Source organism: Proteiniborus sp. (assembly GCF_040308045.1).
In the GTDB taxonomy this organism is placed as follows: domain Bacteria; phylum Bacillota; class Clostridia; order Tissierellales; family Proteiniboraceae; genus Proteiniborus.
In genome coordinates this window covers 56,604-74,159 of record NZ_JAWRHZ010000065.1, presented here as the reverse complement: position 1 = coordinate 74,159, position 17,556 = coordinate 56,604, and the positions used below count along the sequence as shown (strand labels likewise).

General features: G+C 34.7%; 20 protein-coding genes and 1 riboswitch. Of the genes, 3 read left to right on the top strand and 17 right to left on the bottom strand.

The annotated features are described in order from the left end of the window. Positions 1–237: 237 nt before the first annotated feature. The 17 genes from mnmL to ABV008_RS14930 all read right to left on the bottom strand — a co-directional run bounded on the left by mnmL (position 238) and on the right by ABV008_RS14930 (position 14,037). Positions 238–1,161: a tRNA modification radical SAM protein MnmL/YtqA gene (mnmL, locus tag ABV008_RS15010; protein WP_352420654.1), complete on the bottom strand. Its 924-nt coding sequence runs from the start codon at positions 1,159–1,161 to the stop codon at positions 238–240. A 20-nt stretch (positions 1,162–1,181) separates the two neighbouring features. Then, on the bottom strand, positions 1,182–1,412 hold the full coding sequence (locus ABV008_RS15005; RefSeq protein WP_352420653.1) for a thioredoxin family protein: 231 nt from the start codon (positions 1,410–1,412) through the stop codon (positions 1,182–1,184). 13 nt (positions 1,413–1,425) lie between these two features. Beyond that, positions 1,426–1,740, bottom strand: a complete 315-nt coding sequence (locus ABV008_RS15000; RefSeq protein WP_352420652.1) for an ArsR/SmtB family transcription factor — start codon at positions 1,738–1,740, stop codon at positions 1,426–1,428. A 61-nt stretch (positions 1,741–1,801) separates the two neighbouring features. After that, positions 1,802–2,734, bottom strand: a complete 933-nt coding sequence (locus ABV008_RS14995; protein WP_352420651.1) for a CobW family GTP-binding protein — start codon at positions 2,732–2,734, stop codon at positions 1,802–1,804. A gap of 250 nt (positions 2,735–2,984) precedes the next feature. After that, the gene (wrbA, locus tag ABV008_RS14990) at positions 2,985–3,596 is read right to left on the bottom strand and encodes an NAD(P)H:quinone oxidoreductase (RefSeq protein WP_352420650.1); all 612 of its coding nucleotides are present in this window, start codon (positions 3,594–3,596) and stop codon (positions 2,985–2,987) included. Positions 3,597–3,825: 229 nt separating this feature from the next. Then, on the bottom strand, positions 3,826–4,182 hold the full coding sequence (locus ABV008_RS14985; protein ID WP_352420649.1) for a DUF1667 domain-containing protein: 357 nt from the start codon (positions 4,180–4,182) through the stop codon (positions 3,826–3,828). Position 4,183: 1 nt separating this feature from the next. After that, positions 4,184–5,446, bottom strand: coding sequence for an NAD(P)/FAD-dependent oxidoreductase (locus tag ABV008_RS14980; RefSeq protein ID WP_352420648.1), 1,263 nt, complete (start codon positions 5,444–5,446; stop codon positions 4,184–4,186). A gap of 12 nt (positions 5,447–5,458) precedes the next feature. Further along, a complete protein-coding gene (locus tag ABV008_RS14975; RefSeq protein ID WP_352420647.1) occupies positions 5,459–6,901 on the bottom strand; it encodes an NAD(P)/FAD-dependent oxidoreductase in 1,443 nt (480 codons plus the stop codon). Between the two features lie 351 nt (positions 6,902–7,252). Then, entirely contained in the window at positions 7,253–8,752 is a 1,500-nt protein-coding gene (gene glpK, locus ABV008_RS14970; protein WP_352420646.1) for a glycerol kinase GlpK, read from the bottom strand. Positions 8,753–8,810: 58 nt separating this feature from the next. After that, positions 8,811–9,143: a Lin0368 family putative glycerol transporter subunit gene (locus tag ABV008_RS14965; protein ID WP_352420645.1), complete on the bottom strand. Its 333-nt coding sequence runs from the start codon at positions 9,141–9,143 to the stop codon at positions 8,811–8,813. 61 nt (positions 9,144–9,204) lie between these two features. Continuing rightward, on the bottom strand, positions 9,205–9,552 hold the full coding sequence (locus ABV008_RS14960) for a Lin0368 family putative glycerol transporter subunit (protein WP_352420644.1): 348 nt from the start codon (positions 9,550–9,552) through the stop codon (positions 9,205–9,207). A 59-nt stretch (positions 9,553–9,611) separates the two neighbouring features. Next, positions 9,612–10,178 (bottom strand): glycerol-3-phosphate responsive antiterminator, encoded by a 567-nt coding sequence (locus tag ABV008_RS14955; protein WP_352420643.1) that lies wholly within the window; start codon positions 10,176–10,178, stop codon positions 9,612–9,614. A 56-nt stretch (positions 10,179–10,234) separates the two neighbouring features. Continuing rightward, positions 10,235–10,633, bottom strand: a complete 399-nt coding sequence (gene dhaM / locus ABV008_RS14950) for a dihydroxyacetone kinase phosphoryl donor subunit DhaM (RefSeq protein WP_352420642.1) — start codon at positions 10,631–10,633, stop codon at positions 10,235–10,237. A gap of 11 nt (positions 10,634–10,644) precedes the next feature. Next, positions 10,645–11,166, bottom strand: a complete 522-nt coding sequence (locus ABV008_RS14945; RefSeq protein ID WP_352420641.1) for a type 1 glutamine amidotransferase domain-containing protein — start codon at positions 11,164–11,166, stop codon at positions 10,645–10,647. A gap of 1 nt (position 11,167) precedes the next feature. Continuing rightward, positions 11,168–11,803: a dihydroxyacetone kinase subunit DhaL gene (dhaL, locus tag ABV008_RS14940; RefSeq protein WP_352420640.1), complete on the bottom strand. Its 636-nt coding sequence runs from the start codon at positions 11,801–11,803 to the stop codon at positions 11,168–11,170. Positions 11,804–11,943: 140 nt separating this feature from the next. Next, positions 11,944–12,942, bottom strand: coding sequence for a dihydroxyacetone kinase subunit DhaK (gene dhaK / locus ABV008_RS14935; protein ID WP_352420639.1), 999 nt, complete (start codon positions 12,940–12,942; stop codon positions 11,944–11,946). A gap of 387 nt (positions 12,943–13,329) precedes the next feature. Further along, a complete protein-coding gene (locus ABV008_RS14930) occupies positions 13,330–14,037 on the bottom strand; it encodes a prolyl oligopeptidase family serine peptidase (RefSeq protein WP_352420638.1) in 708 nt (235 codons plus the stop codon). A 317-nt stretch (positions 14,038–14,354) separates the two neighbouring features. After that, positions 14,355–14,477: riboswitch (molybdenum cofactor riboswitch) on the top strand. A 102-nt stretch (positions 14,478–14,579) separates the two neighbouring features. On the opposite strand from ABV008_RS14930, the gene ABV008_RS14925 reads away from it, so the two are divergent. The 3 genes from ABV008_RS14925 to ABV008_RS14915 all read left to right on the top strand — a co-directional run bounded on the left by ABV008_RS14925 (position 14,580) and on the right by ABV008_RS14915 (position 17,555). Next, the gene (locus ABV008_RS14925; protein WP_352420637.1) at positions 14,580–15,626 is read left to right on the top strand and encodes an S-layer homology domain-containing protein; all 1,047 of its coding nucleotides are present in this window, start codon (positions 14,580–14,582) and stop codon (positions 15,624–15,626) included. 61 nt (positions 15,627–15,687) lie between these two features. Next, entirely contained in the window at positions 15,688–16,548 is an 861-nt protein-coding gene (locus ABV008_RS14920; protein WP_352420636.1) for an Ig-like domain-containing domain, read from the top strand. Then, entirely contained in the window at positions 16,548–17,555 is a 1,008-nt protein-coding gene (locus ABV008_RS14915; protein ID WP_352420635.1) for a FecCD family ABC transporter permease, read from the top strand. The genes ABV008_RS14920 and ABV008_RS14915 overlap by 1 nt, the downstream gene beginning before the upstream one ends. Position 17,556: the final 1 nt, after the last annotated feature.

The window sequence follows — 17,556 nt, the reverse complement described above, 5'->3', positions numbered from 1 at the left end:
ACTATTGTTCTATATATTGCTAAAAATTCCTTTAAAATCATAAGAGTTTTGAAATATTGATTTTTATTAGTAAATTTAGACATTAAATAAAACAGCTTGAACTATTAATCAAGCTGTCTATTATATAAACTTATATGTTAAAGTAATTTTAATAACTAAAACGCTCTGCATCCTGTATTTCCTGGGAAATACTCCATGCGCTGTTCTTTTCAATCTTGTTTCAATTAATGCAAAACATTAACACATTCTATATTTTATACCCTGATAGCTTTTCCTTTTTTTTAACTCCATATCAATCTCAGATAATACTCTTAGTTTGTCTAAACTCCATAGTGGCTCTACTAATAATGCTCTTTTCCCATCTCCAGTTAACCTGTGAATAACCATCTCTGGGGACAGTTGCTCTATGCTGTCTACTATCAAGGATATATATTCATCACGAGACAATATGTGAAACGGTGAATTTTTATAGTATTCATGAAGATCAGTTCCTTTTTGTATATATAACAAATGAAACTTTACTCCCCAAGTGTTTGTATCAGCCACATATTTTACAGAAGATAATATACCTTCTCTAGTTTCATTAGGTAGTCCAAATATTAGGTGAGTTACCACCTTTATATTCCTTTTGCCTAGCTGCCTTATAGCTTCATCATAACAGTCTAGAGGGTAACCCCTTCGTATTAATTTTGCAGTTCTCTCATGAATAGTTTGTAGCCCAAGCTCAACCCAAAGAAAAGTCTTTTTATTAATCTCTTCTAGTAAATCCAATACCTTTTCAGATAGGCAGTCTGGTCTTGTGGCGATAGCAAGTCCTACTATTCCTTCCTGAGAAATGGCTAAATAATATTTTTCTTTTAGATCTTCATAGCTAGAATAAGTGTTAGTGAAGTTTTGAAAGTAAGCAATATACTTCCCACTATCCCACTTTTTAGATAAAAGCTGTTTTTGGCTTTCTATTTGCTTAGTTATATCTAAACATCTAGAAGCTGCAAACTCTCCTGATCCTTCTTCTCCACAAAAAATACAACCTCTATAACCTAGTGTTCCATCTCGATTGGGACAAGTAAAGCCTCCATCTAAGGATAGCTTAATTATCTTAGAGTTAAATATTCTTTTCATTTCAAAGTTGAAGGATCTGTATCTTTTATCTCCCCACATCATATTATCACTGCCTTTAGTTATCTTAAGTATTTTTTTATTTCCTCTGAAGATATTGCTTTTCCAACTACTTTAACTTCTTCATCAACTACAAGTGTTGGTGTTTGCATAACACCATAGGCTACCATTTCTCTTATATCTGTTACCTTCTCAATAGTGGCATCTATGCCTAGCTCTTTTACTGCATGTTTTACGTTTACCTCTAGCTTGTCGCATTTTGAGCATCCAGTTCCTAAAATTTTAATTATCATCTAACTTACCTCCTTATACTCTACATGATTCAAGATATTTTTCTGCATGTCTACTTTTATCAATATCCTTTTTTAAGGTTTCATAATTATCTTTATTATCTACAATGTTCTTAAGTATATCCATTAAGACTTTATCATGAATATTTAAGTCGTAAAAAATGAATTGCTCTTGGCGCTCATCTTTTACAAGTCCCATATCCCTGAGCTTTGCAAGATGCTTTGACACCTTAGGCTGTGACTCTTCCATTATTCCACACATTTCACATACACATAGTTCTTTATGATATAGTAAAACTAAAATCCTCAATCTTGTATCATCCGAAAGCATTTTGAAAAAATTAATTAGCTTATCAATAATTATCACTTCCTTTCTAATTTGACAAACTTCTTTATCGTAGCTTCATCTCTTTTCCCACTATTTCTTCCCAAGCACTAAATATAGGTCTAATAATTTGAGGTCCTATTTTAGATATTATTACTAGCTGAGAGTCTGGTTCTTCTTTATCCGTAGCTTTATAATCTATTCTCTTGCCAACTACATCAACTTGATTCCATCCATCTTCAAGCTTGAAGAAACCTTTTATCCTATAGCTATCCTTTTTAATGGTGTCAATAAACTGAGTAAGCTTTTCTTTAGTTATTTCACCATTATATGTTAGAGTTAGTGTCTTAGGTTTATTTTCTGGAGAATTTGTAGTGTCTTCAGTACCTACCCAATCATCCTCCATAAGATTTTTTTCTAAAAAGTTATAGTCCAGTCTTCCATTTATGGCAATTTGTATTTCTGCTTTATCATTTATCTCTCTAATTTTGCTTTTAACTTTATTTAAGGTTTCTTCATCTATTAGATCAACTTTGCTTATAACCACTAGGTGACAAAATTTAAGCTGTCTCTCTACTGTTTCAATATCTTCTATTTGTTCTAAGAAGTTTACACCATCAACTATGCAAATAGCCCCACTATAGTCGTATGCATCTCCCTTTGCGATTTGTACAGCATCTAAAAACTCTCCTATATTTGATGGGTCTGCTAATCCAGAGCTTTCAACAAAAACATACTCCATATTACGGTCTGCCATTTCTATAAGTGCCGATACGAAAGAAAGCTGCAGGCATGAGCAAAATATAGAACCTCTATTTATTTCTATAAGCTCCATATCATCCTTTTTGATAATAGTTCCATCTATGCCAACTTTTCCAAATTCATTCATTATGACTCCTACTCTTCTATCTGTTAAATCATTAAGTACATTAGTTAAAAATGTTGTTTTTCCTGATCCTAAAAAACCTGTAAGTAGGTATAGCTTTGTTTTATTTTCCATTTATGACTCCTCCTTAATAGTAAAAGTTTAATAATAAGCGACTAATTGCTTAGTCTAATCTAAAGCATACTCGTTCCAATCTCGAACATGAATATGACAGTATACTACAGTTCACATGTTTATATGCGTATATGGGTATATAAACATGATATTCTTTCTTGTGCATATTGTCAACGTTTTAACTAATAATTTAAGAATTATTAATCAAAAAAACAGTAAATCCTAGACTATAAGCCTAGGATTTTTGAAACTATTGTTGCCCTTTTTTAACCCAAGATGCAACTTCTAATGTACGCTTTGTTTGATGCTTAACTGCATCTTTTACGTCTTCAACCATATTACCTTCTCCATCTATAGTTACTGATGTTCCATAAGGATTTCCGCCTGACTTAAATGCAGAACTGTCGGTGAACCCAGGAGGAACTATTATGGCTCCCCAGTGCATCATAGATGTATATATTGCATGTACTGTAGCCTCTTGACCACCATGAGAATTTTGTGCTGATGACATTGCTGATACTACTTTATTTGTTAATTTACCCTGAGCCCATAGCCCGCCTTGTAAATCCATAAACTGTTTGATTTGAGAGGCTACGTTACCAAAACGTGTAGGTGAGCTGATTATTACTGCATCTGCCCATTCTAAATCCTCTGATGAAGCTACTGGCACATCCTTTGTCTCTTCTACATGAGCTTTCCATATTGGATTTCTTTCTATTGCTGATTCTAGTGCTAGCTCCTGTACCTTAAGTACTCTAACTTCTGCCCCTGCTTCCTTTGCTGCCTCCTCTGCCCATTTTGCCAATTTATAGTTGCTACCTGTCATACTATAGTAAATAACTGCTAATTTAACTTTTTCCATTATGTTTCTCCTTTCAATAAAATGTTTATTATTATTCAAATTATTGTCTTAACTTGTTAATTATAATATACCCTCTAATAATATTATTTAATCAAATATACTCCTAGGGAGTATATTTTTTCCCCATGTTCAATATTGAACTTAGACTATGATCAACAAGTACAAAAAAAAGCACCTACCTATAAACTGTAGATGCTTTTAAAGCTTAATCATACTACTTTATCCTATTTTACCCCATGCTCCTTGAAGCTACTAAATCTATTTCAGTTCCCAATATATTTTTTATAATAACCTGCCCAACCTTTATCGGTGCTTCGATTTCAAGTGAATTTATTAATTCCATACATTTGAAGTTCATATCCTTTGGTATAGCGCCATTAGTCTTTACAGGCAGTCTCTTTAGATGTGCATTGTTTATTTTAACAGTTGATGTAATTACCCTAGTAGGATTTGTCATCTCCAGTATTCCGTAGCGCTCTCCTCTTTTACACTGGTTCCCAGTTACTACATAACCATCGGGACTTGAAGTATCTTTTGATATAGTTAATCGGCATCCAATTGGACAGACTATGCAAATAGTTTCCATACTATTGTCCCTCCTTTTCTATTTCTACAACTAAAGTTTCTGCGACAGTATCTTTTAGGAGGTTAATATCTATATTTACTCTCTCCATTTCTCCTGGAGTGAGGGTTCTCTTCTTAATCCTTCTAATTACTTCTTCACCTAGCTTCACATTCAATGTTTCATTAGAATATACGTCATCTGATCTCATAAAAAGAGTTATTGAATTGTCTATATTTTCTAGTCTTATTGCCTGAGGTACTATATATCTAATCCCTTTTCCTGCTTTGGTTTGAATAACTCTTTCTGACTTACTAAAGCCTTCTAAGACATATTTGGCTGCATTTTTACCTGCTCTGCGTCCTTCCTCACTTACGTAATCAACCAGGTCATGAACATGAACTACATTACCGCATGCAAAGATTCCTTCTATAGTTGTCTCCATAAATTCATTAACTATAGGACCACCTGTTATATTATCAAGCTTTAGATTTGCACTCTTTGAAAGCTCATTCTCAGGTATTAAGCCTACAGATAATAATAATGTATCACATTCATAATATTTTTCTGTGCCTGGAATAGGTCTATTATCTTCATCTACCTCTGATAATTCTATTCCATCAATTCTGTCTTTTCCATCAATTCTTGTGATAGTATGGCTTAATAATAATGGTATGTTATAATCATGAAGACATTGAACGATATTTCTCGTAAGCCCTCCTGAATAAGGCATAAGCTCCGCTACTCCTATGACTTCTGCTCCTTCTAGTGTGAGCCTCCTTGCCATTATGAGTCCAATATCCCCTGAACCTAGTATAAATATTTTCTTGCCCACCATGTAGCCTTCCATATTTATATATCTTTGGGCTGTTCCTGCTGTAAATATACCTGCGGGTCTTGTTCCAGGAATGTTTATGGCTCCTCTAGTTCGTTCTCTACAGCCCATAGAAAGTATTATTGATTTTGCTATTATATTGATTAGCCCATTCTTTGAGTTTACTGCGCTTATAATCTTATCCTCTGTAATGTTAAGAACCTTTGTATCAATCTTGTATTCAATATTAAGCTCTTTTACTTGATCAATAAACCTTTCAGCATATTCAGGACCAGTTAATTCTTCTTTAAATTCATGAAGACCAAATCCATTATGAATACACTGTTGAAGTATGCCCCCAAGTTCTCTGTCTCTTTCTATTATAAGAATATTATCTACTCCACTCTTTTTAGCTTCTACTGCTGCTGCTAACCCTGCTGGACCTCCTCCTATAACTACAATATCATAGTCCACTCCATCACCCCCTTATTGCTCTCCTTTATTTGTTTTACCAGTCAATATATATGAATCTTCTCTATCCTTCACTATTTCATCCATATCCTTGTTAAGCTCTCTAGCTAATATCTCAACTACTCTAGGTCCGCAAAAACCTCCTTGACATCTCCCTGTTCCAGGTCTAGCTCTTCTCTTAACTCCATCTACTGTAGTTGCACCTGCATTTCTATGTATAATATCTACTATTTCTCCTTCTGTGACGCTTTCACATCTGCATATTATCCTTCCGAAACGAGGATCTTTTTTTATGAGCTCAGCTTTTTCTTCGTCACTAAGCTTGTCAAATCTAACGACTCTTCTTCTCCTTGGATTAAAGTTTTCCTTTTCTTTAAGTCCTCCCGCTATATCTTTCATTATGTCAACTACATATTCTGCTATAGCTGGTGATGAGGATAGTCCCGGTGATTTAATACCTGCAACATTAATGAATCCCTTTGCATCCTTTGCTTCTCTAATAATAAAATCTCCAGTACTTACCTCTGATCTTAGTCCTGAGTATGTAGTTATTACTTTATTTACAGGAACTGTATAAGCTGACCTTCTAGCAACTTCTTTTATGTATTCTAGGTTTTCTGCAACAGTTGCTGTGTCATCTTTATCTTCTATATCTTCTGCATCAGGCCCTAATAACAGATTGCCATGGATTGTTGGTGTCACTAATATACCTTTTCCAACCTTTGAAGGACATTGGAATACTACTGTATTTACAAAGTCTCCAACGCTTTTATCCAGTACAAAATATTGCCCTTTTCTAGGAGTTATCACAAAGGATTCACTAGATACCATATTATTTATTTTATCTGCATATACACCTGCACAGTTTATTACATATTTGGTATCTATCTCACCTTTATTTGTAATTATCTTGTAGCCTACTTCAGTTTTCTTAATATCTTGAACCTCGTTATTTAATAGAATCTCTATTCCGTTATCCGCTGCATTTTCTGCTAATGCTATAGTTAGCTCCCATGGACTAAGAATTCCACAGGTAGGTGCATACAAGGCCCCTTTTATTGTGTCACTTAGATTAGGCTCCATTTCTCTTACCTTGTCTCCGTCAATTATCTCTAAGTCTTCAATGTTATTCTCTTTTCCACGTTTATATAAGTCTTTAATGGTCTCCATATCTGCATCATCAAAGCCTATAACGAATGAGCCGATTCTTTCAAACTCAACGTCTAGCTCTTCACATATTTTATCGAACATAGGATTACCTAATGAATTGAACCTTGCCATATTAGTTCCAGGCTTAGCATCATATCCAGCGTGTATTATTGCACTGTTAGCTTTTGACGATCCATTGGACACATCATTTTCCTTATCTAGCAAAGTTATGTTAAGTTCATATCTAGAAAGCTCCCTTGCAATAAATGCTCCTATTACACCAGCTCCTATTATTGCAACATCATACATATATAAATCCCCCCTTTTTCTAAAATCCAGCAAATGCTGATATAATAGAAACACACACTCACGGTTTCGGTTGCGAATAATTCTATAGCTCATTCCGGTAAAAAATCCTACAACTTGCAAACTCGCTACGCTCAAACAGTGCAAGTTGCTTGACGGATTTTTCACCTACATTCACTAAGAATTATAGTCGCGCCCTGCAAATGTTCGCTTAGTGTTTCTATTATATCAGCTAAAAAAGCCGCACAAATCTACCCTATTCATCATAGGTGTAGACTGTACGGCTCTCTTGCTCTAGTCTTAAATATTATTATCTTTTATTGATAGCCTTAAACAAGAAGTAATCGCCTAGACCTATGCTTCTTCCCACTTAAGTGCTCTACCTACTGCCTTCTTCCATCCATCATATAATTTAGCTTTCTTATCTTCGTCCATTTCAGGATTGAATTCTCTATCTACGTTCCACTTCTTAGCTATTTCTTCTTTGCTTTCCCAGAATTCAACTGCTAGACCTGCTAGGTATGCAGCTCCAAGAGCTGTTGTCTCTATAACCTCTGGTCTATGAACAGGAACACCAAGAATATCCGATTGGAATTGCATCAAGAAATTGTTAGCTACTGCTCCACCGTCTACCTTAAGAGCTTGAAGATCTATACCAGAATCCTCTTGCATAGCTTCTAGAACGTCTCTAGTTTGATAGCAAATGGACTCTAAAGCTGCTCTAATAATATGATTTCTGTTTGCTCCTCTAGTTAGGCCTACAATAGTTCCTCTTGCATACATATCCCAGTATGGAGCTCCCAATCCAACAAATGCTGGTACTAAATAAACTCCATTATTATCTTCTACTTTTGTTGCAAAGTATTCGCTATCCTTTGCACTATCTATTAGCTTTAATTCATCTCTTAGCCATTGAACTACTGCGCCAGCAATGAATATACTTCCTTCTAGTGCATACTCAACTTTTCCGTCTACTCCCCATGCTATTGTAGTAAGAAGACCGTTCTTAGATGGAACCATTTCTTCTCCTGTATTCATTAGCATGAAGCATCCAGTACCATAAGTGTTCTTAGCCATACCTGGCTCAAAGCAAGCCTGACCAAATAATGCAGCCTGCTGGTCTCCTGCTATACCAGCTATTGGTATCATAGCTCCACCAAAGGTTGCCTCGTCTGTATAGCCATAGATTTCACTTGATGGTCTAGCTTCTGGAAGCATTGATTTAGGAATATTTAATTCCTCAAGAATTTTCTCATCCCATTTAAGCTCTTTTATATTATAAAGCATAGTTCTAGAAGCGTTTGAGTAGTCAGTTACATGAACCTTTCCTCTTGTAAGATTCCAGATTAGCCAAGTATCAATATTTCCAAATAACAAGTCGCCATTTTCAGCTTTTTCCCTAGCACCTTCTACATTGTCTAGTATCCATTTTACCTTGGTTCCAGAGAAGTATGCGTCTACAACAAGACCTGTATTTTCTCTAATATAATCTTCAAGTCCTCTTGCTTTTAAAGCATCGCATATGGAAGCAGTTCTTCTGCATTGCCATACTATTGCGTTATATACTGGCTTTCCAGTATTCTTATCCCAAACAACTGTAGTTTCTCTTTGATTTGTAATACCTATAGCAGCAACCTCATCAGGTCTAACTCCTGCAGTTTCTAGAACCTCTCTAGCCACTCCACTTTGAGTTCCCCATATTTCCATTGCATCATGCTCTACCCAGCCAGCTTTTGGGTATATTTGTGTAAATTCTTTTTGAGCAACATTTACTATTTTTCCATCATGGTCAAATAGTACTGCTCTCGAGCTTGTAGTTCCTTGGTCAAAGGCTAATATATATTTCTTTTCCATGTAGTTACCCTCCTTATTTCAGTTTAGTTCTTATATTTCAAATATTCAAGTGTGTTTTTTACAAGAAACAAGATAAAATAAATCCTCCTAAGGTGCCTCCTAATAATGCTACTATATAATTAACAGCACCTTTTCCAAATTTATCTCCACTTACTACTGAAGCTGTAAATAATCCGATTCCAGCTGCCCAAGCCATGTCTATCCATGCACCTGTTTGATAAATCATACCAACACCATGGTTTATAGTCCAAGCAAGACCAACTATAAATCCAGCTGCCATCCATCCTCCAATATTTCCCCAATTTTCACACATTTTTCCCCATAATAATCTAATTAGAAATGGGAATATAAATCCTCCTGCAAATGTTGCTATTGCCAATTTAACTGTCATCCTTAGCCCCCCTTTTTAATATATTTTGAATTTTCAATAAATTTGTTCCAAATCTATCCCTTTATTTTGAAGCTAAATACTTCTCGAGTTTAGCAGCTGTAAAACCGCCTACTATACCACCTATAAGTACTATTATTAAAGTTGGCAATGCATCTACAAATACCTGTCCTCCGTTCATAAATACGTCTCTCATTGTACCTGCCATTCCTATACCTACTGCCATGTCTACAAATGCACCATCATTATTGACTAGTCCTAATGCATGATTCATAAACCACATTGTGCCTATAATAAGAAGTCCTGCAAACCATCCGCCAGCAATTCCATATGCTCCAGCAAATGCTCCCCATACGCTCATAACGAACATACCTGCTATGGCAGTTCCTATAATTGTACCTAAATGTTTCATCATTACACCCCCTTATTTTTTTGTTTATACAACTAGGCTAATACCTAGACTGTACCCCATCACATATACCAAATCTCTTCCTTGCTTGTGGATACACCAATTGCTCCAGACTTTAGATTTTGAATTACATCATCTTTCTCGCTTATTAATCCCCCTGTAATCACTGGAATCCTAGTCTCGCTATGTATTAGCTTAGTTACTCTAGGCATTATTCCAGGTAGTATTTCAATGGCATCTGGTCTAGTGCTTCTAATTGACTTTATGCCAGTATCTAAGGATAGAGAGTCTAAAACAAATAGCCTTTGTATTGTAAAAATATTCATTTCCTTTGCAGCCTTTACTATGTTTCCTCTTGTGGTAATTATTCCATCTGGACCTATGTTTTCATTAATAAACCTTAGGGATATAACATCTTTTGAAAAGCCTTCCATTAAATCTATGTGAACATAAATAAGCTTGTGATTTTCTTTTACTCTTTCTACAATGCTTTTTATGTTAAATATGTCTCCAGCTAATAAAAATATTATTTTACAAGGTGAGTTAACAGCAGCCTCTGCTTTATCTATGTCATTTATAGCTGCAATTATTGGATTGTTAATGATGTTGCTAAAAAAAACATCCCCCATTTAACACACCCCTTTATATGTATGGATTGTCAAATATGTTGGTAATAAACATCTAGCTAACTGCTAACTTTATTCATATATTTTGCTTCCGTCCCAGCCCTTGTTATGTCCTCCAAATCATTTGAAATACATACCTGTATAGCCGCTGCCAAGCTACCTTCAACTATAGGTGCATCTAGTATAATAGTCTTTTCCCTTATTTTCTCTGGCAGCATCTCTATTGCCATTTCTGAACTCATTATAGAACTTCCCATATCTGCCAATATAACTACTCCATCACCACTATTGGCTTCTTCAATGACTTCCATTATTAGAGTTGCATCTGTCCCCAATCTCCCATCTCTAGTGCCACCAGCAGATATTATCTTTATGTCATCTCTTGCCATTTCCTTGCATAACTCTACTATTCCAGTAGATATTTTATTGCTATGGGATACTACGACTATTCCAATCATCTTAGAGCCTCCTACTTCCCAAGAAAGTCAATAATTGCTTTCATGAAGCTAGGTAAATCTCTAGGAGTTCTAGATGTTATCATGTTTCTATCTACAACTACTACGTCATCTACATAAGTAGCACCAGCGTTTTCTATGTCGTCGATTATTGCATTCACGCAAGTCATTTTATAGCCTTTGACTACCTTAGCTGATATGAACACCCAGCCACCATGACAAATTGTAGCCAATAGCTTCCCTTCATCTGCAAAATCTTTGACTAATTTCAGTATTCCAGGGTATCTCCTCAATTTATCTGGCGCCCAGCCTCCTGGCACGACAATTCCATCATAATCCTTTGATGTAATAGCATCATAATCTAAATCTACCTGCACTGTAGTCCCATATTTTCCCGTATATTTCTTTTGGCTTCCACTGCCTACTATGTCAACATGGTATCCTTCTTCCCTCAACCTTATAGCTGGGTACCAAAGCTCTAAATCTTCATAACCTTCCTCTGCTAAAACAACAATCTTCTTGTTCTTTTGTTCCATACTAATTAACCTCCTTTAGTGTATCTTTTATGACCTTTAAAATGATATAGCTAGATGTAGCCCCAGGATCTTGATGCCCTATGCTTCTCTCTCCTATATAACTAGCCCTGCCCTTTCTTGCAATAATAGTTTTTGTGTATTCTACACCTTCCTTTGCAGCTGTTACGGCTTTCTCAAAAGCTATAATTATTTCTTCTCCATTTTCCAAAGATTCCTTGAGCACTTCATATGCAGGAATTAATGCGTCAAGCATTGTTTTGTCTCCCTTATCAGACTTCCCTCTACTTTTGATTCCTTGTATAACTTCGAATAGCATTTGTACTGTATCATTTCTATCTATGTACATCTTTCCATTAACAACTGAAGCTGCTTTTAAGAAAGCTGTGCCATATAATGGCCCTGAAGCTCCTCCTACAGTAGATATTAATGTCATAGCTACTGTTTTTAATATAATGCCACAATCTTTATCTCTCACTCCATCGAGCTTATTAAGCACTGCTGAAAATCCCTTGCTCATGTTTATTCCATGGTCAGAATCCCCTATTGCAGTATCTAAGTCTGTAAGGAATTCTTTGTTCTCTTTTATTGCTTCTCCTATGTTGTTGATCATTGTTAAGAGTGCATCTGGCGTAATCATAGTTAATTCCCCCGTGAACAATAGTTGAACAGTGGTTGAACAATAGTTAAACAGTAGTTGAGCAATAGTTAAACAATCGTTAAACTATCGTTACACTATCGCTAAACTACGTTACACTATCTTTAATCAGCTTTACATGTCTATAATTGTTTAAATGCTGGTGTATCAGCACTTGCATCTAAAAGCTCTCTTAATTCATCATCTAGCCTAAGTACTGTTATTGATGCACCTGCCATTTCAAGAGATGTCATGAAATTGCCTACGAGAGTCTTATATACTTTTATTTCTTTTTCATTTAACTTCTTGTGGACTTCTCTATTGACTATATAAAGCTCCATTAGTGGTGTGCCGCCTAAGCCGTTAATCATGACAGCTACTTCCTCATCTTCCTTTAATTCAATGTCACCTAGTATTTTTTCTAGTAGATGATCTGCTATTTCATCTGCTGATTGTATCTTTTCCTTATGAGTTCCTGGCTCACCGTGTATACCTAGGCCTACTTCCATTTCATCTTCGCCTATTTCAAAACTAGGTTTGCCTACTGCTGGAACTATACACGGAGTTAAGGACATTCCCATGGATCTAACATTTTTAATAACTTTTTCAGCAATTCTTTTAACTTCACTTAGTTCTAGACCCTTTTCAGCAGCTGCACCAACTATTTTATGAATAAATACAGTTCCAGCAATTCCTCTTCTTCCTGTGGTATATGTGCTATTTTCAACTGCTACGTCATCGTCTACTACAACATTTTCAACAGTTATGCCCTCTGCTATTGCCATTTCTGCAGCCATTTCGAAGTTCATAATGTCTCCAGTGTAGTTTTTAATGATTAATAGTACTCCTACGCCTCCATCAACGGCCTTTATAGCTTCAAAAACCTGATCTGGTGTAGGTGATGTAAATACTTCACCAGCTACTGCTCCGTCTAACATGCCTGTTCCTACATATCCTCCGTGAGATGGCTCATGCCCACTTCCTCCACCACTTACCAAACCTACTTTACCTTTTATTGGTGAATCTTTTCTAACTAGTACATTGAAACCTTCTACTCTTTTCACATACTCAGGATAAGCTGCAACTATACCTTGAAGCATTTCTTCTACTACGCTTTCTCTGTCATTAATAATCTTCTTCACTACATCACTTCCTTTCAATAATTAAATTTACTAATAAAAACGCCTTTCTTTTAATTTGATTAATTTCCTAAGCCTTCACATAGCTTATAAATTCAGACTCTATGTTGTATTACATATATATTTTTAAGAACTTAAATTATGACAAGCCTTATAACTTTTTTGTTATGCAAAAAACCGCACTTATCTAGCCTTATGTTTTCATAAGTTAGATAGCGCGGTTCTCCAAATCTCCATTAAATATTTAATTAATATTATCTGTCCATTTGCTTATACTATAAATATGCCTCTCGTTCTAATTATATGCACAAGCCTTCAAATTTTTTATATATTATAGTTTCCTTAATAAAATAAACATTTTAAGCTGTTTCAGTGTGACTTCTCTTTCTTCTAGCATAGATTCTCTTCTAAAAAACCCAACACTTGACTGAGAGCCTCTATTGTTGCAAGTTTTTTCATATCATTATCAAATAAATGTCCTTCATTCTTAACAGTTATTAGCTTGTTATTTATTCCATATTCCTCTAACTTTTCTGCCATCTTAACCGATTGTTCATATGGCACATCAGTGTCCTTATCTCCGTGAATCAAAAGAGTAGGTGGAAAATCTGAACTTACATTATATATTGGACAAAAAGGTATTATCTTTTCTTTTTGAAATAATGTGTGATACCCACTTACTTCTTTTGTCCATATCCCTTTTTGTCTACAATATAAATAATATATAAATCTTTCTCTAAAACCCTGTGTTATAGCTTCATTGTTTATTACACCATAGGCTTCTTCTCTGGTAACTAAGGGCATTTTGCAGTAATACTCACTAGGCATACCATACCATTCTGCAAGTATGTCTCCATATCCGTAGAAAGATACTATTGAACTAGGTTTTTCTTCAAAAGTTCCAGAAAGTAAACCCAAATAAGCTCCAGCAGAACTTCCTACTACTACAATTTTATTGGGATTGATATTCAGTAAAACTGGTCCCTTTTCATCTAGCATATTATATGCCGAAAAAATTGTAAAGGTGGTATATTTTATGTATCCTACTTTTAATTGTATTAGTAAATCATCAGTTAATTTGATAAACAATTTCCGCATGCCATGGGGATAACATGCTGCTTGGGCAAGGATCGCTATCATAAGTACAGTCTTTAGCTTGCAGATGAGGACTTTGTTATAAAAAGACTTCTACGAAATCTACTTGACTTCGCATATGCCCTAAGACATTTCTATGGAGATATGATTGCGTCTAGATTTGGTCAGTTGCTAACAGAACATCTTACTATAGCAGCTTTATTGGTTGAGATGAAATTTGATTTTTAAATTGAGGTATGTCTATTATTAATTATGATTTGTCATAACATTAGAACATTAAGTTAAAATATATGATATAATTATTATTGATAATTTTATATAACTAAAAAATTCTACGAGATTGTGTTCCTACAGGCACTAGCTGCTACGGAAGCAATCCTATAGGGTATAATTGGAAACGATTATGCCTCCCTTTTGGAAAGTAGATAACTAATAAGCCAATCAATTCTTAATGGTTGACTCTGTATGTTACGGTTTCTAAAAGGAAGCCGTTTTTTTATTGCGGCTCTATATATTATTATACTAACTTTAAGGAGGAGTTTACTATGAGAAAAGAAACAAAATTATTCTCAACAATCAGTTTATTAATTGCTTTTTTAATGATGTTTTCAGTAATTTCTTTTGCTGACTCTACAGAAGGTGTTAAAGAAACTGAACAACCTCAATTCAATGAATGGGTACATAAGGGATGGTCACGTCTATACGAAAATGATACGTTTAATCCTGACAAAGCACTATCCAGAGTAGAATTTGTAGCTTTGATTAATAGCTTGTTTAATTTTAAAGAAACTGCAGCTATAAATTTTACTGATATACCAGAACAAGCTAACTATTACAAAGAAGTAGCTAAAGCTTTTAAAGCAGAATATGTTGTTGGAAAAGGTAACGACGTTTTTAGTCCTGATGCAGAAATTACTAAGGCAGAAGCTTATATGATGTTAGCAAGAGCATTAAAGTTAAATGTACAACAGGAAGCAGACAAGCTTTTACAGTTTAATGACTCTAAAGAAGTGCCAAAATGGGCAATAGGTGCTGTCGAAGCCTTATCCCAAAAGGGTTGGATAAATGATAAAAATAAAGTAAAACCTCTAGATAAAGTATTAGGTTCTGAAGCAGTTGTATTATTAGAAAAAGCTGTTGCCTCTAAGCCTGAAGAAGCCACAAAAGATGCTGAAGAAAGCATAACAAGCGAAGAGCCTTCTAAAGGTAATGGAAAATCTCCACTTTCATTTAAAGGAGCTTATTTTACATCAATTGTAGATAATAAATCCGTAGATTTAGCTAAGTTAGATGAAGGACTAAAAAACAATGAAAATATTATTATTAAATTAGAATTTGATCGTGGTATTGTCCGTGATAATTGGGAAAATAATCAGAAACAAATATTGCTTAAAGATAATGACGATCAAGAAGTATTAAATGAAGTATTTAGAATTAATGGTGTAGATAATGAAAAATCATATATATTTATTAAACCACTAACTGCTCTTGAAGCAGGTAAAAACTATAAAATTATTATGAGCAAGGATTTAAAAGCTAACAATGGTAGTTCCCTTGGTGAAGAAATAGTGGTTACTTTTTCAGTTCAGTAAAATACAGGGGGAGCTTGCTTCCCCTGTATTTTTATCATTATTAACTAGATAGGAGGCAAAAATGAAAAACAATAGACAATTTTATAAGATAATTATGCTTGTTTCAATACTCTTCTTTGTATCTATTGTCTCAGTTTATTCCAGCGAAGACGGAAAATCTATCCATTTAGACCTAGTAGAATCTATTCCTTCTAATGGAGAAGAATCAGTGGACAATGATGTACTCATACACCTTTTATTTAATAAGAATGTAGTTAATATGTCTGTTAAAGATAACAACGCAAATTGCTTTAAGCTACTAGATGAAAATCAAGAAGAAGTACCTATTGAAATTCTTTTTCCTGATGATCAAATAGAGCCTGAACGAAAAAGACAAATAGATATAAAACCAATAGATACCTTAGAAGAAAATAAATCTTATACCCTAGAAATCTCTTCAGAACTCAAGTCTAAAAATGGCATGTCCTTAGATAAAGTAGTTACTATTTCCTTTACTACTAAGGCATTAGAAGACAATACTTCCAGTACTTCTTCTGAAGATATTGAAAATGATAATATCAGTTCTACTGTGATAGCTTCCGAAGAAAAAGAGTCTCTTAATAAAGAGAATATAAGTGAAAATTCTTCTGATGAAGCAGCAAAGCAAAATGAAGCTTCAGATACCGAATCAGAAGAAAATAATAAAGATAGTAATGAAGAAAATACCAAAGATAATTCTAATGAGAAAAAATCAGAAAATAGTTCTAATGAAGATAATAACATTACTATAGAAAAAGAAGATTCAAATAATAATCCTTCTGACAATCTAGAAGATTCAAAGGAAGAACCTAGCATTAATACAGTATATTTACTTCTACCTATAGTAGCCCTTGGAATTGTATTAGCAATAGCAAAGGTGAAATCTAAAAAGAGGAATTCATAATGAAAAATAAATTAATTAATTTATTCATTTTTTTATCTCCATTTATATTAATTATCTTAACTCTTTTTATAGGTAGATATCCTATTCCCCTAAAAAATATAATATCTGTGCTTATTGATCCTCTTCTTAATAATCAATCTAGCTTACCTGAGCCCTTTTATACAATAGTCTGGCACATTCGTATGCCTAGAGCTATTGTAGCTGCATTAGTAGGAGCATCCCTAGCAGTTAGTGGAGCTGCCTTTCAGGGGCTTTTCCGTAACCCCCTAGTAAATTCTGGGCTACTTGGAGTAAGCTCTGGTGCTGGCTTTGGTGCTGCACTAGCTATAATATTATTCAACCAATCTTCTTTCTTTGTGTATATTTTTGCATTTTTATTTGGGGGATTAGCTGTATTGTTAAGCTATTTTATAGGACGAATTTACAAAACTACTCCCACTATAATGCTAGTACTAGGAGGAGTTGTAGTATCTTCAATATTTTCTTCTCTTATTTCTTTTGTAAAATACGTAGCAGATCCATATAATCAGCTGCCAGCAATAACCTTTTGGCTAATGGGTAGTTTTGCCTCTGCTAGGTATAAGGAATTAATAATAGCTGGAGTCCCAATGATAGTAGGGATATGTGGTCTTATACTTACTCGATGGCGTATAAACGTACTTTCTATGGGAGACCGTGAAGCACAAACATTAGGTATTAATCCAAGCTTTGACAAAGGTATTATTATTACATTTGCAACATTAGCTACTGCAGGAGCAGTTTGCATAAGTGGAACTATTGGATGGGTTGGCTTAATAATACCCCATGTTGGAAGGATGTTAGTAGGAAATGACAATAAAGTTTTGATACCTATCAGCTGTGCTTTAGGTGCTTCCTTCATGGTCATTATTGACAATATAGCCAGAACTCTCACTAGTGGAGAAGTTCCTATTGGTATTCTGACAGCTCTTATAGGGGGGCCTTTCTTTATATATATACTGAAGAAAACTAAAGGGGGAGCTTGGTAAA

Bases quoted from the DNA above. Each gene is read 5' to 3' on its own strand.
- mnmL (WP_352420654.1), bottom strand. From the start codon at position 1,161: ATGTGGGGAGATAAAAGATACAGATCCTTCAACTTTGAAATGAAAAGA.
- ABV008_RS15005 (WP_352420653.1), bottom strand. From the start codon at position 1,412: ATGATAATTAAAATTTTAGGAACTGGATGCTCAAAATGCGACAAGCTA.
- ABV008_RS15000 (WP_352420652.1), bottom strand. From the start codon at position 1,740: ATGCTTTCGGATGATACAAGATTGAGGATTTTAGTTTTACTATATCAT.
- ABV008_RS14995 (WP_352420651.1), bottom strand. From the start codon at position 2,734: ATGGAAAATAAAACAAAGCTATACCTACTTACAGGTTTTTTAGGATCA.
- wrbA (WP_352420650.1), bottom strand. From the start codon at position 3,596: ATGGAAAAAGTTAAATTAGCAGTTATTTACTATAGTATGACAGGTAGC.
- ABV008_RS14985 (WP_352420649.1), bottom strand. From the start codon at position 4,182: ATGGAAACTATTTGCATAGTCTGTCCAATTGGATGCCGATTAACTATA.
- ABV008_RS14975 (WP_352420647.1), bottom strand. From the start codon at position 6,901: ATGTATGATGTTGCAATAATAGGAGCTGGTGTAATAGGAGCATTTATT.
- glpK (WP_352420646.1), bottom strand. From the start codon at position 8,752: ATGGAAAAGAAATATATATTAGCCTTTGACCAAGGAACTACAAGCTCG.
- ABV008_RS14965 (WP_352420645.1), bottom strand. From the start codon at position 9,143: ATGACAGTTAAATTGGCAATAGCAACATTTGCAGGAGGATTTATATTC.
- ABV008_RS14960 (WP_352420644.1), bottom strand. From the start codon at position 9,552: ATGAAACATTTAGGTACAATTATAGGAACTGCCATAGCAGGTATGTTC.
- ABV008_RS14955 (WP_352420643.1), bottom strand. From the start codon at position 10,178: ATGGGGGATGTTTTTTTTAGCAACATCATTAACAATCCAATAATTGCA.
- dhaM (WP_352420642.1), bottom strand. From the start codon at position 10,633: ATGATTGGAATAGTCGTAGTATCCCATAGCAATAAAATATCTACTGGA.
- ABV008_RS14945 (WP_352420641.1), bottom strand. From the start codon at position 11,166: ATGGAACAAAAGAACAAGAAGATTGTTGTTTTAGCAGAGGAAGGTTAT.
- dhaL (WP_352420640.1), bottom strand. From the start codon at position 11,803: ATGATTACGCCAGATGCACTCTTAACAATGATCAACAACATAGGAGAA.
- ABV008_RS14930 (WP_352420638.1), bottom strand. From the start codon at position 14,037: ATGCGGAAATTGTTTATCAAATTAACTGATGATTTACTAATACAATTA.
- ABV008_RS14925 (WP_352420637.1), top strand. From the start codon at position 14,580: ATGAGAAAAGAAACAAAATTATTCTCAACAATCAGTTTATTAATTGCT.
- ABV008_RS14920 (WP_352420636.1), top strand. From the start codon at position 15,688: ATGAAAAACAATAGACAATTTTATAAGATAATTATGCTTGTTTCAATA.
- ABV008_RS14915 (WP_352420635.1), top strand. From the start codon at position 16,548: ATGAAAAATAAATTAATTAATTTATTCATTTTTTTATCTCCATTTATA.